The 13949-nt window shown below is 66.8% G+C and carries 11 protein-coding genes, 3 tRNA genes and 2 rRNA genes; 3 read left to right on the top strand and 13 right to left on the bottom strand.

The annotated features are described in order from the left end of the window. The first annotated feature begins 73 nt into the window (after nucleotides 1–73). Nucleotides 74–349 (top strand): hypothetical protein, encoded by a 276-nt coding sequence (locus ACO2Q0_RS12020; protein WP_423351757.1) that lies wholly within the window; start codon nucleotides 74–76, stop codon nucleotides 347–349. Between the two features lie 54 nt (nucleotides 350–403). On the opposite strand, the gene ACO2Q0_RS12015 is transcribed toward ACO2Q0_RS12020, so the two are convergent. The 5 genes from ACO2Q0_RS12015 to ACO2Q0_RS11995 form a co-directional block, all read right to left on the bottom strand. Further along, complete coding sequence (locus ACO2Q0_RS12015; RefSeq protein ID WP_423351756.1) at nucleotides 404–1243, bottom strand: crotonase/enoyl-CoA hydratase family protein; 840 nt, start codon at nucleotides 1241–1243, stop codon at nucleotides 404–406. Nucleotides 1244–1255: 12 nt separating this feature from the next. Beyond that, nucleotides 1256–2161 carry a glutathione S-transferase family protein gene (locus tag ACO2Q0_RS12010; protein WP_423351755.1) on the bottom strand — a complete coding sequence of 302 codons (906 nt, stop codon included), beginning with the start codon at nucleotides 2159–2161 and terminating at the stop codon, nucleotides 1256–1258. A 2-nt stretch (nucleotides 2162–2163) separates the two neighbouring features. Next, a complete protein-coding gene (locus ACO2Q0_RS12005) occupies nucleotides 2164–4011 on the bottom strand; it encodes an AMP-binding protein (RefSeq protein ID WP_423351754.1) in 1848 nt (615 codons plus the stop codon). A 79-nt stretch (nucleotides 4012–4090) separates the two neighbouring features. Continuing rightward, entirely contained in the window at nucleotides 4091–4738 is a 648-nt protein-coding gene (locus ACO2Q0_RS12000; RefSeq protein WP_423351753.1) for a glutathione S-transferase family protein, read from the bottom strand. A gap of 35 nt (nucleotides 4739–4773) precedes the next feature. After that, complete coding sequence (locus ACO2Q0_RS11995; RefSeq protein WP_423351752.1) at nucleotides 4774–5739, bottom strand: alpha/beta fold hydrolase; 966 nt, start codon at nucleotides 5737–5739, stop codon at nucleotides 4774–4776. A gap of 135 nt (nucleotides 5740–5874) precedes the next feature. Here ACO2Q0_RS11995 and ACO2Q0_RS11990 point away from each other — a divergent pair, with 135 nt between their 5' ends. Continuing rightward, nucleotides 5875–6609: an SDR family NAD(P)-dependent oxidoreductase gene (locus tag ACO2Q0_RS11990; protein ID WP_423351751.1), complete on the top strand. Its 735-nt coding sequence runs from the start codon at nucleotides 5875–5877 to the stop codon at nucleotides 6607–6609. Beyond that, a complete protein-coding gene (locus ACO2Q0_RS11985; protein WP_423351750.1) occupies nucleotides 6606–7370 on the top strand; it encodes an SDR family NAD(P)-dependent oxidoreductase in 765 nt (254 codons plus the stop codon). The genes ACO2Q0_RS11990 and ACO2Q0_RS11985 overlap by 4 nt, the downstream gene beginning before the upstream one ends. Here the strand turns inward: ACO2Q0_RS11985 and ACO2Q0_RS11980 are convergent. From ACO2Q0_RS11980 to ACO2Q0_RS11945, 8 genes are all read right to left on the bottom strand, one after another. Continuing rightward, on the bottom strand, nucleotides 7367–7864 hold the full coding sequence (locus ACO2Q0_RS11980; protein WP_423351749.1) for a hypothetical protein: 498 nt from the start codon (nucleotides 7862–7864) through the stop codon (nucleotides 7367–7369). The two genes, ACO2Q0_RS11985 and ACO2Q0_RS11980, sit on opposite strands and share 4 nt — an antisense overlap. A gap of 32 nt (nucleotides 7865–7896) precedes the next feature. Next, entirely contained in the window at nucleotides 7897–8310 is a 414-nt protein-coding gene (locus tag ACO2Q0_RS11975) for a hypothetical protein (RefSeq protein ID WP_423351748.1), read from the bottom strand. A 23-nt stretch (nucleotides 8311–8333) separates the two neighbouring features. Next, nucleotides 8334–10154, bottom strand: coding sequence for a transglycosylase domain-containing protein (locus tag ACO2Q0_RS11970; protein WP_423351747.1), 1821 nt, complete (start codon nucleotides 10152–10154; stop codon nucleotides 8334–8336). 212 nt (nucleotides 10155–10366) lie between these two features. Then, a tRNA-Met gene (locus ACO2Q0_RS11965) sits at nucleotides 10367–10443 on the bottom strand. A 60-nt stretch (nucleotides 10444–10503) separates the two neighbouring features. Then, nucleotides 10504–10618: ribosomal RNA gene (gene rrf, locus ACO2Q0_RS11960) — 5S ribosomal RNA — on the bottom strand. A 70-nt stretch (nucleotides 10619–10688) separates the two neighbouring features. Further along, nucleotides 10689–13475 (bottom strand): 23S ribosomal RNA (locus ACO2Q0_RS11955). A gap of 223 nt (nucleotides 13476–13698) precedes the next feature. Then, nucleotides 13699–13774: transfer RNA gene (locus ACO2Q0_RS11950), tRNA-Ala, on the bottom strand. 82 nt (nucleotides 13775–13856) lie between these two features. Then, nucleotides 13857–13933: transfer RNA gene (locus ACO2Q0_RS11945), tRNA-Ile, on the bottom strand. Nucleotides 13934–13949 lie beyond the last annotated feature (16 nt).

The raw sequence follows: 13949 nt of genomic DNA, 5'->3' as shown, positions 1-13949 counted from the left end.
TCAGTCGCCGGCCCCGCCTCGCGAGGAACGCCGGAAAGGGGTTGTCGCAAACCCTGATCCCGGAACGAACCCAATGATCCGCATTCTCACCCTCGCCGCCGTCGCGGCCCTCGTCGCGGCTCCCGCCAGCGCGCAATCGATGCGCGTCGCCACCGCCGGCAAGAGCTCCGAGCAGGTCCAGAAGGACATCCTGAAGGCGGCCAAGACCGTCTGCTCGCGCGCCACGGTCGGCTCGAGCTTCCAGCGCGAGATGATGGCCGGTTGCGTGAAGGCCACGCTGGAGCACGTGGCCGCCCAAAGCGGCGATCCCGCCCTGGCCGCGCTCCCCACCCGAATCGCGGCGCGGTAAGCCTTCAAGGGGCGCTGCGGGCGGACGGCCGAGCCTCCGCCCGCGGTCTCTTCCCTACGCTTCCACCTTCGCCGGCGTGACGTCGGTGAAGTTCGGTTCGCGCTTCTGCAGGTTGGCCATCACGGCCTCGATCTGATTGGGCGAGCCGATCAGGGCCGCCTGTTCGCGGCTCTCCTCCAGCAGCACCTCGTGCTGGTCGCCGCGGCCCATCAGGTTGAGCAGCCGCTTGCCGGCCTGGATGGCGTGCGGATTGCGGCCGGCGATCTCCCGGGCCATGGCCAGCGCCTCGGCGCGTGGATCCGGCGACACGCGGGTGGCGAGACCCACGGCGACGGCCTCCTCGCCGGTGACGATGCGGCCGGAATAGGTCAGCTCGCGGGCGACGTCGTCGCGGACGAGGCCCTTCATCAGGACGAGCCCGGCCATGTCCGGCACCAGGCCCCACTTGATCTCCATCACCGACATGCGCGCGTCCGGCGCGATCAGCCGGATGTCGGCCCCGAGCGCGAGCTGACAGCCGCCGCCGAAGGCGACGCCATGCACCGCGGCGACCACCGGCACGGGGATTTCCCGCCAGACCATGCAGGCATGCTGGGCGCGGTTCGACCCGCCGGGCGTGCGCTTGGGCGTCAGCAGCTCGCCCGCCGTGCCCTGACCGCCCTTGCGCTCGCCTGAGGCCATGGACTGGAAGTTGCCCATGTCGAGGCCGGCGCAGAACGCCCGCCCCTCGCCCGAAATCACCACAGCCCGGACCCCTGGTTCGGTCTTCAGGCGCTCGCCCGTCTCGATCAGCGCGGCGAACATGTCCCCATCGAGGGCATTCATCTTGTCGGCCCGGACCAGGCGCACGTCGGCGACGCCGCCCTGGATATCCACCGTCACCCGATCGTTCATCGAAACCTCCGTTCAGGCCCGCGACAGCACATAGCCGGCGCGGGGGAAATGCACATGCAGCATGTCGAGCTCGCCGCACTCGCGGGCGACGACGGCGCGGCTGCGGTTCAGGGCCACGAGCGTGCCGGCGACCGGATCGCGACCATAGTCGTCGGCCTGGACGACGACACGATCGCCAGGCCTCAGGCCCGATGGGTCCTCCTCGGACGGCGGCGGCGGCGCAGCCAGGGCATGGCTTGCGACGACCAGCGCCTCGGCCGGCGACATCTCGCTGCGGTCGCCGTGGCCAAGGCCCGCCACGCGGGCGCGCCAGGCCTCGGCCCGTTCGAAGCCCGAGAGCAGTTCCTCGGCGGCCCGTGGCGCGGCGCTGGAGAGCCACCAGACGTTCATGTAGGCCGCGACGTCGGCGAGAGACGGGGAACCGCCGCCAAGGAAGGCGTCGCCGGCGAGGCCATCTTCGAGCCAGGCCGCGAACGCCCGCCACTGCGCCCGCGCGTACGGCGCGGCGGCCTTCATGGCGGCGATGTCGAACGGCCGGCCAGAGAGCTTCTCCCGATCTTCGATGAAGGCCTTGGGAACGGCGTCGCCCAGCTCGGCGAAGACGACCGCCACGGTGGCCTGGAACCACTGGCGGTCCGCCCACAGGTTCACGGCCCAGTCGGCTCCGCGGACCACCGGCGGCTCGGGATGGCGCGCTTCGATCTCGGCGAGGATCACCTGGCTGTCGCAGTAGACGTCGGCCCCGATCTGCATCACCGGGATCCGGCGATAGCCGCCGGTCAGCGGAATCAGCTCGGGCTTGGGCATGATCACCGGCTGGATCACCGAGCGCCACGCCAGCCCCTTGACGCCCAGCATCACCCGCACCTTCTCCGAGAAGGGCGAGGTGTCGTAGTGGTGCAGGACGATCTCGGACATCGTCAGACGACGACCACGCCGTCTCCGGGGGGCTCGGCGTAGAGCGCCTCCACCAGGGCGTGGCGGCGCTCCAGCGTGGCGCGCTGGTTCACATAGCCCTTGTCGGTGATCTCGCCCGCGTCGATGGACGGCGGCTCGGTCATGATGACGAAGCGGCCTACCCGCCGTGAGGAGCCGCCGGCGGTGGCGTTGAACTCGGCGAAGCGGGCCTTCAGCACTTCGGCCAGCTTCGCCAGGGGATCGTCGCCAAGGCTGGCGAGCGCCGCCGGGGCCGGCCACACGAGGGCGCCGATGAACGGCTTGTCCTGGCCCGCGATCACCATGTCGAAGACATAGGGGCTGCAGGCGGCGACGAGGTCCGGCCGCAGCGTGCCGACGGACACCCATGTGCCGCTGTCCAGCTTGAAGTCCTCCGTGACGCGGCCGTCGAACACCAGGCCCTTCGCGGGGTCCTCGGGATCCACGAAGCGGCAGGCGTCGCCCAGCTTGTAGAAGCCTTCCTCGTCGAAGGCCTGGGCGGTCTTCTCCGGGTCGTTGTGATACCCGGTGGTGACGGTGGGGCCCTTCACGCGGACCTCGAACTTCGAGCCGTTCGGCGTGAGCTTGAGCGTGATGCCCGGCAGCGGCAGGCCGATGAGGCCGACCCGCTCGGTGATCCAGTGCACGACCGTGATCCCCTGGGTCTCGGTAGCGCCATACATGGTGGTGATCGGCATGCGCATGCCGGTTTCGGCGATCGCCAGGGCCTGCAGCCGGTCGTAGAGGTCGTTGGACAGCGTCGCGCCGCCATAGCCCATGTAGCGCATGTTCCTGAAGAAGCTGCGGCGGAGCTCGGGATCGCGCTCCATCGCCTCGGCCAGCATGCCGAAGGCGACCGGCGCCGAGCCGAACACCATCGGCGAGACGTCGTAGAGGTTCTTGATCGTCGTCTCGAACATGCCGGGGATCGGCTTGCCCTCGTCGAGGTGCAGTGTGCCGCCCGCCCAGAGGTTGCCGTTGAAGGCGATGTTGCCCGCCGAGATGTGGCTCCAGGGCATCCACTCCAGCGACTTGGGCGGATTGTCCGGATCGGGCGCTTCGTCGCGCAGTCCTTCCTGGCCGGCAATGACGCCTGCGAACATGCCGTGCGTCTGCGGGACGCCCTTGGGCATGCCGGTCGAGCCGGAGGTGAACAGGTACTTGGCGACCGTGGAATGGGTCAGGCGCTCGCGCGCCTCCTCCACGTCGCGGCCAGGCTCCGTGCTCGTCAGCTCGGACAGCGCAATCGTGCCGTTCCCGCCGTCGACGGTGACGAACGCCAGGCCCGGATCCAGCCCGCGCAGGGTTTCGAACGCGCGGGCGAACGTCTCGCTCGACTGGGCGAACACCACCTTCGGCTTCACGGTCGCGAAGCAGTGCTTCAGCTTGGCGTGGTCGGCGGACATGAGGCTGTAGGCGGGGCTGATCGGCGCCACCGGGACACCGGCGGTGTAGCAGCCCAGCATGACGAGCGCGTGCTCCACCGCGTTGCCCGAGAGCACCATGACGCTGTCGGCGCTGGTCAGGCCCCGGTCCAGCAGCCACTGGGCCACGCCGTCGGCCGCCCGCTTGGCTTCGCCGTAGGTGACGCCACCCCAGGGGCCATGGCCTGGCGCACGCTGGAGGATGAAGGGTCGGTCGGGGTGCTCGGCAGCCTTCTCGGCCAGCAGGTGGGGGATCGAGCGTGGGCCCTCGCCCGGCGGATGGTTGGAACGGATGATGTACGAGCCGTCGGCGCGCCGCTCGACGCTGATGTCCGGCGCCTTCTGCGGCAGCGGCTTGAAGGGCGGCGGCGCCTGGATGGCGGCGCCGGCGTCGTCCGCAGGGCTCATGGCTTCCTCCGTCTCTTCTTCTTGTGAGGAAAACCCTATGCGAACCGCGAGGCCGGGCAAGCGCGACCCCACGTAAGGCTCACGAGGACAGCGCCTCGGCGAGGTCGATCTTCTGGGCGCGCTTGGCGGCCTGGAAGGCGGGCCTGGCCTTCAGCCGTTCCCAGTAGGCGGCGACGGCCGCCGGGAATTTCTCGGACAGCTTGAGATGATTGGCGAGCAGCAGCGCGTAGCCCACCGAGATGTCCGCGGCGGTGAAGCGCCCGGCGCAGAGCCAGTCGCCGGCCGCCAGAGCGCGGTCGACGTGGCGCAGCCGGCTCAGGAACCACTTCGCGTAGTCCTCGGCGGCCTGGTCGGCGCGGCCCTTCTCGAAGGTCGAGTAGCGCAGCACGATGGTCTGCGGGAAGGTCAGCGTCGCCTCGCCGAAATGCAGCCAGTTGAGCCACGCGCCGTAGGCCGGATCGTCGGGCGCCACGGCGAGGTCGCTCGGTCCGTAGCGCGTGACCAGGTACTGCACGATGGCCGCGGACTCGCTCATGAACGTGTCGCCGTCCTTCAGCGCCGGAATAGTGCCGAGCGGATTGACCTCCAGGTACTCCGGCGCCCGTACGCGCGGCGGGAACGGCAGGATGTGCAGCTCGTACTCGAGGCCCAGTTCCTCCAGGGCCCACAGCGGGCGGAAGGACCGGGCGTCGGGGCAATGCCAGAGCTGGATCCTGGGTTCGATCATGGGGCGGAGCCCTCCCGGCGGTCGTTCGGCATGGTCTAGAGGCGCTTGAGCCAGTCGACGAGGATGTCGGTGACGGCGTCGGGCCGTTCCTGCTGCGTCCAGTGCCCGCAGCCCTCCAGCATGTGGCCGGCGGTGAGGTTCGGCGCGTGCGGCCGCATGGCGGCGACCGGATCCGACACGCCGCCGAAGGCGGTGCTCGCCGGGTCCTTGGTCCCGCCGATGAACAGGGCCGGCTGCTCGATGACCCGATCCTTGAAGCCCTGCAGCCACTCGAAGTCGCGTTCATGGTTCCGGTAGCGGCTGATGGGACCGAAGAAGCCCGATTCCCGGAACTCGGCCTCGTAATAGTCGAGCTCGTTCTCGGTCAGCCAGGACGGGAACGGGTCGGGGTCGATGAGCCCTTCCAGCAGCGTCGCGCCCGCCGGCTTCATCGGCCAGGCGCCCGGCGGGGCGTCGCCCGAGATGGCGTAGTAGAACTTGCGCAGGAAACCGCGCACGTCGCGCTCGGCCTCCGCCTCGGGCGGCCCGACGTTCTGGAACCAGGCCTGGTAGAAGAAGCGGCCTCGCCGGGTGAACAGCGTATCGAACACCTCGGTGAAGGGGCGGCTCGGCACGCCCAGGTACGGCACCGACAGGCCGGCGACCGCCCGCACCTGCCCCGGCCGGGTCAGCGCCGTGTTCCAGACGATGGGGGCGCCCCAGTCGTGGCCGATCAGGACGACGGGCTGGCCTGGCGCCAGCGCCTCGGCGACCCCCGCGACGTCCGCCGTCAGATGCTGCATGGCGTAGGCTTCGACCGACTGCGGCTTGTCCGACCCGCCGTAGCCGCGGACATCGATGGCGGCGGCGGTGAAGCCCGCTTCGGCGATGGGGCCGATCTGGTGGCGCCAGGAGAACCAGCTCTCGGGGAAGCCGTGGACCATGAGCACGAGCGGCCCCTCGCCTTCCACGGCGCAGCGGATGCGCACCGCGCCTGCGTCCACCATGCGAAACTCGGGCATGGGCGTGTTTCCTCGGTCCCTCTGCAGGGCGTTCCGCCATGCTTCCCCGGCGCGGGACCGCTGGCAAGACTGACGGGGCGTCAGCATTGACCGCCGCCTTCCCCGTGCAAGCATGCGGAAAACGGGAGGAACAGCGTGCCGGGCGATCTCGACTTCAGCGGCAAGACCGTGCTGGTGGTGGGCGGCTCCAGCGGCATAGGGAACGGCGTCGCCCACGGCTTCCGGGAACGCGGCGCCGCCGTGCACGTCTGGGGCACCCGGGCCAGGGCCGAAGACTACGCCGGCGTGGAGGGCTCCGATCTCGCCGGGCTGAGCTATGCCTGTGTGGACGTCGGCGATCGCGCCCGGATCGACGCCGCGCCTGGCATCGATCCGCTGGACGTCCTGGTGCTGTGCCAGGGCACGGTCGTCTATCGCCGCGGCGAGTTCGAGCCGGAAGGCTGGGACCGGGTAATGGCGGTCAACCTGGACAGCCTGATGGACTGCGCCCGGAAGTTCCGAAGCGTGCTGGCGGCCCGTCACGGCGTCATCATCATCGTGAGCTCGGTCTCAGGCTTCAAATCCAACCGTGGCAACCCGGCCTATGCGGCCTCCAAGGCGGGCGCCGTCAGCCTGACCAAGACGCTCGGCGAAGCCTGGGCGCCCGAGGGCATCCGGGTGGTCGGCCTCGCGCCCGGGCTGGTGGACACGAAGCTCACCAAGGTCACGACGGAGCATCCCGACCGGCTGGCCGGTGCGCTGCGCTCCATCCCGCTCGGCCGAATGGGCACGCCGCAGGACATGGCGGGCGCCGCGTTGCTGCTGGCTTCGCCGCTCGCGGGCTATGTGGTCGGACAGACGCTTATCGTGGATGGAGGGCTTTCGCTGTGAGCGGCCGGTCGGTGCAAGGTCTGGTGGCGATGATCACCGGCGCCGCCTCGGGCATGGGCAAGGCCACCGCCGAGGTCTTCGCCGCCGAGGGCGCGCATGTGGCGGTCACGGATGTCTCGGCCGCCGGCGCCCAGGCGGTCGCTGAGGCGATCCGCGCCGGAGGCGGCAGCGCCGAGGCCTGGCCGCTGGACGTCTCGGATCCGGAGGCGATCCGCCAGGTGACGGCCGCCGTCGCCCAGCGGTTCGGCGGGCTGGACATCCTGGTCAACAACGCCGGTATCTCGGCGTTCTCGCCGATCGGCTCGGACGACTACGATGAGGTCTGGCATCGGGCGATGGGCATCCTGCTCACCGCCCAGCAGCGCATGGTGCGCGCAGCCCTGCCCTGGCTGCGGAAGTCGGAGAGCGCGCGGATCGTCAACATCGCCTCCACCGAAGCCTTGGGCGCGACGTCGCGGGACAGCCCCTATGCCGCGGCGAAGGCCGGCGTCACCGGTCTCACGCGGGCGCTGGCCGTGGAGCTCGGTCCCGAGGGGATCACCGTCAACTGCATCTGCCCGGGACCGATCCTCACCGGCATGACCCAGGGCCTCGCCGAGGAGGATCGCCAGACCTTCGCCAAGCGGCGGACGGCCCTGCGCCGCTACGGCCGGCCCGAGGAGGTGGCGCACATGACGCTCAGCCTCTGCCTGCCGGCGGCCTCCTACATCACGGGTGCGACGATCCCCGTGGACGGCGGCCTGATGGCCCGGAACGCCTAACCCGCCGCCGGCTTCTGCAGGCCTTCGTCGCGGTCGCAGCGGACGTCGCGTTCCTTGGCCTCGAGGACCGTGGCGGTCAGCACGAGAGGCTCGCCCGGCTTGGCCGTCGAGACGATGACGTTGAAGGCGCGTCCCGCGGGCATGTTGCAGAAGGCCTCGCGGCTCGCGAAGGCGCCGGCGTCCCAGCGGGTCTTGGCGGGCGAGAACCGCTCCTTGCGCTTGGCGAGCGCGTCCAGCACGCCGGCCCGCACCGCGGCAGGCTCCCCGCCCGTGACCGTGACCGTGCAGGTCTCCGGCTCCTTCTCGCGACGGATCTCGACGAACTCGCCCTTGATCTGGTCGGCGACCGGCGCGCCATCCGCGATGGCGGAGATGCAGGCGCCGACGGCCGAGCGCGCCTCCGTCTGCGGATCGGCCAAGGCCGCGGCGGGGACCGCAGACGCGATTGCGGCGAGGAGGAACAGGCTGCGCATGTCGCCCGATTGACCGAGCATCGCGGCGCTCGTGTGGCGCGGGTCCGCGGGCTTCACCTTTTGGGCGGGGGATAGGCCTTGTGGCAGCCGTCGCAGGAATCGTAGAGCCGTCCGCCGGCTTCGAACGCCGCTTCGGCGTTGCGGTCTCGGATGGCGCCTTCCGCCGAAGCGGCGGCGTCGGCCATCTGCCTGGCGAATCCGGACCATTGGGGAGACCGCGCGTAGGGCGCCGCCTGCAGCCGTAGCCCTTGCCTCCTGAGCGTGTCCGCCGCAGCCTCGGCGGCCCGCCATCGGGCCTGCGCCGCCTGAGGCGTTTCGTTCTCCGGGGGATCGTTGCCGGCCGCCCAGAAGGCTAGCGCCGCCGGATTGATCTCATGCTTCATGAGGTCGGCGACCGTCGACTGCGCCGCCGCTGCGCCGGCGAGGCCCAGCGCCAGCACGCCGCCTGCGATCCACATTCTGTGCATGGCTCAAGCCTCCCCGACCGAGGCTAGCCGGGGGCGGTCTCCGCGGGCAAGGGCGCCTGCGGTTCGGCGGCGGGCGTCAGCGCCGGCTCCACCGGGGGCGGTGGCGGTGTGACCGCCGGGCCGAACGGGATCTGCTGCTTCGGGAGCCGCTTCAGGGCGCTCGCCATAAAGCCGCGCCACAGCTCGGCCGGGGCGCCGCCGCCGGCGATGCGGGCCATCGGGCTGTTGTCGTCGCGGCCCATCCAGGCGCAGGAGGCGAAGCCGCCCGTGTAGCCGCAGAACCAGGCGTCCTTGTAGTCCGAGGTCGTGCCGGTCTTGCCCGCCAGGTCATAGCCGGGCATCGCCGCGCCCTTGCCGGTGCCGGAGATCACCGCCGTGCGCAGCATGCGGTTGAGGTCGCTCAGCGGCGGATTGGCGATGGCCGGGACCGGCGCCGCCGGCTTCTTCTGGTAGAGCGTCACGCCCGCGCGTGTGCGGATGCGCTCCACGCCATAGGCCTGCACCCGATTGCCGCCGTTCGCGAAGGCCGCGTAGGCCTGGGTCATCTCCAGCGGCGTCACGAGAGTGGTTCCCAGCGCCATCGCCGGATCGATGTTGACGCTGGACACGATGCCGACCCGGCGCGCGGTGGCGGCGACGTTCTGGCGACCGACCTCATCGGCCAGACGTGCGGCCACGGTGTTCACCGACTGGGCGAGCGCCTGCTCGAGGGTGAGCGGACCGAGGAAGCTCTCGGAGTAGTTGGCAGGCGTCCAGCCAGAGATGGTGACCGGCTCGTCGACGACGGGCAGGTCGGGCGTGCGCCCCTGCTCCAGCGCCGTCAGATAGACGAACGGCTTCCAGGCGGAGCCCGCCTGGCGCTTCGCGCTGGCCGCGCGATTGTACGGCGCGCGGACATAGTCGGTTCCGCCGACCATCACGCGGACGCGGCCGACGCCGTCCACCGCCACCACGGCCGCCTGCTCGGCCCGCTGGGCCTTGTGGCGGGCGACCGTGTTGCGGGCGGCGTCGAAGGCGGCCTGTTCCATGGCCAGGTCGAGGGTGGTCTCGACGATCACGTCCTGGCGCACCTTCCCGGCCACCGGCTTCACCTGGTCGTCGATCCAGTCGATGAAGTACTGGGCCGCCGCGTTTGGCGCGGTCTTCCAGATGCGGGGCGTCTCGGCGAGGGCCTTGGCGCGCTGGGCGGGCGTGATGGCGCCGGTTTCGACCATGGCGTCCAGCACCAGCTTGGAGCGCGCCATCGCGGCTTCCGTCTGCTCGGCAGGATTGTAGTTGGTCGGCGACTTCAGGACGCCAGCCAGGATGGCGGCTTCGCGGATCGTCAGGCGCGAGGCCGGCTTGTTGAAATAGCGCTGCGACGCCGCCTCGAGGCCGTAGGCGCCCGAGCCGTAGTAGACCCGGCTGAGGTAGAGCGCGAGGATCTGCTTCTTGCTATAGGCGCGCTCCAGCTGCAGGGCGTAGGCGATCTCGGTCGCCTTGCGCTCCAGCGTGCGGTCCTGGCTGAGGAAGAGGTTCCGCGCGAGCTGCTGGGTGATGGTCGAGGCGCCTTGGGTCGCGCGGCCCTTGTCGATGGCCACCACCACGGCCCGGGCGATGCCGCGAGCGTCGACGCCGTTGTGCTCGTAGAAGCGGCGGTCCTCGATGGCGACGAAGGCGGCGGGCACATAGGCCGGGATCCGGCCGAGGTCGACCGGCGGAGCGTAGCGGCCGCCGCGAACGCCGATCACCGCCCCCGAGCGGTCCACATAGGTCACCTGCGGATCGCGCCGGATCTCCGGCAGACGGGGAAGTTCCGGCGCCTGGGCGACGACCAGGTTGGCGGCGACAGCGAGGCCGATCACGTGCGCTCAAGCTCCGAGGTAGCGACACCCCCCAGCGCCGCGCCATGGGCCCGTTCTGTCCCGCCGGCGCATGAAGTCCAAGATAATTCGCGGTAATGCGCCTGCGGCTCGTCGGCGCTGCGAGGCCGCGGAAGGCGGAGGGCTGCGTCAGATGTCGGCGGCAGCCCCAAACGCAAAAACGCCGCCCCGAAGGACGGCGTTCTTGAGAACTTTGGGTGCGGGGACAGGATTTGAACCTGTGACCTTCAGGTTATGAGCCTGACGAGCTACCGGGCTGCTCCACCCCGCGGCAAAGCCGGTACGTAGTGATCGTGATCTGAAGGGTTCTGGATCTGCATCCGCTTGGTAGACCTGGCGGCGACCTACTCTCCCGCGCCTTAAGACGAAGTACCATCGGCCCTGAGAGGCTTAACGACCGAGTTCGGAATGGGATCGGGTGGGGACCTCTCGGCATAGCCACCAGGTCAACGAAGCGGATGCGTTGTCGAGATGACATCGAGAGCAAAGACGAAGCTCTCATGAGTTTTGATAAGAACGATCAAGCCGATCGAGCGATTAGTACCAGTAAGCTCCATGCGTCGCCGCACTTCCACATCTGGCCTATCAACGTGGTGGTCTACCACGGCTCTCAGCGAAGCCTTGTTTTGAGGTTAGTTTCCCGCTTAGATGCTTTCAGCGGTTATCTATTCCACACTTAGCTACCCTGCTGCGCGGCTGGCGCCACGACAGGTCCACCAGAGGTGTGTCCATCCCGGTCCTCTCGTACTAGGGACAGATCCTCTCAAGCTTCGTACACCCACGGCAGATAGGGACCAAACTGTCTCACGACGTTCTGAACCCAGCTCACGTACCACTTTAATCGGCGAACAGCCGAACCCTTGGGACCTGCTCCAGCCCCAGGATGTGATGAGCCGACATCGAGGTGCCAAACTTTGCCGTCGCTGTGGACGCTTGGGCAAAATCAGCCTGTTATCCCTAGAGTACCTTTTATCCGTTGAGCGATGGCCCTTCCATGCAGAACCACCGGATCACTATGGCCGACTTTCGTCTCTGATCGACTTGTCAGTCTCTCAGTCAGGCGGGCTTATGCCATTGCACTCGACGAGCGATTTCCGACCGCTCTGAGCCCACCATCGCGCGCCTCCGTTACACTTTGGGAGGCGACCGCCCCAGTCAAACTGCCCGCCACGCTATGTCCCGGATCCGGATAACGGACCTCGGTTAGACGTCAGCGGCAACAAGGGTGGTATTTCAAGGTTGGCTCCACCAGAGCTGGCGCCCCGGTTTCATAGCCTCCCACCTATCCTACACATGTTGCCGCTAACGCCAAAGCGAAGCTGCAGTAAAGGTTCATAGGGTCTTTCCGTCTAACCGCGGGAACCCCGCATCTTCACGGGGAATTCAATTTCGCTGAGCCTATGCTGGAGACAGTGGGGAAGTCGTTACGCCATTCGTGCAGGTCGGAACTTACCCGACAAGGAATTTCGCTACCTTAGGACCGTTATAGTTACGGCCGCCGTTTACCGGGGCTTCAATTCGGAGCTTGCACCCCTCCTTTTAACCTTCCGGCACCGGGCAGGCGTCAGACCCTATACGTCACCTTACGGTTTCGCAGAGCCCTGTGTTTTTGATAAACAGTCGCTACCCCCTGGCCTGTGCCACTCAGTCTTGCTTGCGCAAGGTGAGTCACGCTTATCCCGAAGTTACGCGTGCAATTTGCCGAGTTCCTTCAGCATAGTTCTCTCAAGCGCCTTGGTATGCTCTACCTGTCCACCTGTGTCGGTTTCGGGTACGGTCTCTGTTGGAGTTATTTCCAGGAACAACTTCACTGCCAGGAGCAATCCAATAAGCCCTGACAATTTACGTCATTCGTCACTTCCAACTGGCCCAGGAATATTTACCTGGTTCCCATCGACTACGCCTTTCGGCCTCGCCTTAGGGGCCGGCTAACCCTGCGCAGATTAACTTTACGCAGGAACCCTTGGACTTTCGGCGAGAGTGTCTCTCACACTCTTTGTCGCTACTCATGTCAGCATTCTCACTTCCGATACCTCCAGCCAGCCTCACGACTGACCTTCACAGGCTTACGGAACGCTCCGCTACCGCGTGCTTACGCACACCCATACCTTCGGCGACTGGCTTGAGCCCCGTTACATTTTCCGCGCAGGATCGCTTGACCAGTGAGCTGTTACGCTTTCTTTAAATGATGGCTGCTTCTAAGCCAACATCCTGGTTGTCAAAGCAATCCCACATCGTTTCCCACTTAGCCAGTACTTGGGGGCCTTAGATGATGGTTAGGGTTGTTTCCCTTTTCACGACGGACGTTAGCACCCGCCGTGTGTCTGCCAGATAGTTCTCTTGGGTATTCGGAGTTTGGTTAGAATTGGTACAGCTCGCGCCGCCCGCATCCATCCAGTGCTCTACCCCCCAAGGAATTCGTCTGACGCTCTACCTAAATAGATTTCGCGGAGAACCAGCTATGTCCAGGTTTGATTGGCCTTTCACCCCTATCCACAAGTCATCCCAGACCTTTTCAACGGGCACGGGTTCGGTCCTCCAGCTGGTGTTACCCAGCCTTCAACCTGCTCATGGATAGATCACCTGGTTTCGGGTCGTCATGCGACGTACTTAATCGCCCTATTCAGACTCGCTTTCGCTGCGCCTACACCTAACGGCTTAAGCTTGCACGGCACATGAAGTCGCTGACCCATTATACAAAAGGTACGCCGTCACCACGCGTGGTGGCTCCGACTGCTTGTAGGCTTCCGATTTCAGGTTCTATTTCACTCCCCTCGTCGGGGTGCTTTTCACCTTTCCCTCACGGTACTTGTTCACTATCGGTCACTGAGGAGTACTTAGGCTTGGAGGATGGTCCCCCCATGTTCAGACAGGATTTCACGTGTCCCGCCCTACTCGAGTCTGTCGCTAATTGACGCCTACGGGGCTATCACCCGCTATGGCCGACCTTTCCAAGTCGTTCGGCTTTATGTCACGACAGCACTGGCCTGGTCCCGGTTCGCTCGCCACTACTACGGGAGTCTCGGTTGATGTCCTTTCCTCCGGGTACTGAGATGTTTCAGTTCCCCGGGTTCGCTCATTGAACCCTATGTATTCAGGTCAATGTACCTTTGAACGACCTACGAACCAGAACCTCAGCCGGAGCTGAAGTTCACATTCGCAGACCGTAAAGGTGGGTTTCCCCATTCGGAAATATCCGGATCAAAGGGTGCTCGCGCCTCCCCGGATCTTATCGCAGCGTGCCACGTCCTTCATCGCCTCTCAGTGCCAAGGCATCCGTCAGAAGCCCTTATGCGCTTGATCGTTCTCAGCAAAACTCATGCGTGGGGACAGATGCCGGCCGAGGTACGAAACCCGGACAGCGCCCACACATGCGCTTTGTCTTTGCTTTGATGATGATGTCATCTCGGATCCATCCTCGAACCCCAGGGGTGGGGCGGATGAACCCTTCAATTCACGATGTCAGATGCCGTCGCTTCTCGATGAGAAGGACGGAAACTCGTTGCTTTCCGCGATCGCGCGGGAATGGTGGAGCCAGACGGGATCGAACCGACGACCTCATGCTTGCAAAGCACGCGCTCTACCAACTGAGCTATGGCCCCTAATCACTAGAGGCCGGCCGCAGCTGGGAGCCGTCATCGATCTCTGTCTCGCCCGCCCGAGGGTCACACAATGGATAAAGTGTGGTGGGCCCAGGCAGACTCGAACTGCCGACCTCACGCTTATCAGGCGTGTGCTCTAACCAACTGAGCTACAGGCCCTGAAGCGGTCCGCTCA

This window comes from Phenylobacterium sp. VNQ135, from assembly GCF_049445735.1.
Classification (GTDB): Bacteria; Pseudomonadota; Alphaproteobacteria; order Caulobacterales; family Caulobacteraceae; genus Phenylobacterium.
The sequence above is the reverse complement of the archived record's forward strand: the minus strand, read 5'-3'. Positions and strand labels throughout refer to the sequence as shown.

What these genes read in the sequence shown, in the direction of transcription:
- ACO2Q0_RS12000 (WP_423351753.1), bottom strand. Translation starts at nt 4,738, where the DNA reads ATGATCGAACCCAGGATCCAGCTCTGGCATTGCCCCGACGCCCGGTCC.
- ACO2Q0_RS12010 (WP_423351755.1), bottom strand. Translation starts at nt 2,161, where the DNA reads ATGTCCGAGATCGTCCTGCACCACTACGACACCTCGCCCTTCTCGGAG.
- ACO2Q0_RS11980 (WP_423351749.1), bottom strand. Translation starts at nt 7,864, where the DNA reads ATGCTCGGTCAATCGGGCGACATGCGCAGCCTGTTCCTCCTCGCCGCA.
- ACO2Q0_RS12015 (WP_423351756.1), bottom strand. Translation starts at nt 1,243, where the DNA reads ATGAACGATCGGGTGACGGTGGATATCCAGGGCGGCGTCGCCGACGTG.
- ACO2Q0_RS11995 (WP_423351752.1), bottom strand. Translation starts at nt 5,739, where the DNA reads ATGCCCGAGTTTCGCATGGTGGACGCAGGCGCGGTGCGCATCCGCTGC.
- ACO2Q0_RS12005 (WP_423351754.1), bottom strand. Translation starts at nt 4,011, where the DNA reads ATGAGCCCTGCGGACGACGCCGGCGCCGCCATCCAGGCGCCGCCGCCC.
- ACO2Q0_RS12020 (WP_423351757.1), top strand. Translation starts at nt 74, where the DNA reads ATGATCCGCATTCTCACCCTCGCCGCCGTCGCGGCCCTCGTCGCGGCT.
- ACO2Q0_RS11975 (WP_423351748.1), bottom strand. Translation starts at nt 8,310, where the DNA reads ATGCACAGAATGTGGATCGCAGGCGGCGTGCTGGCGCTGGGCCTCGCC.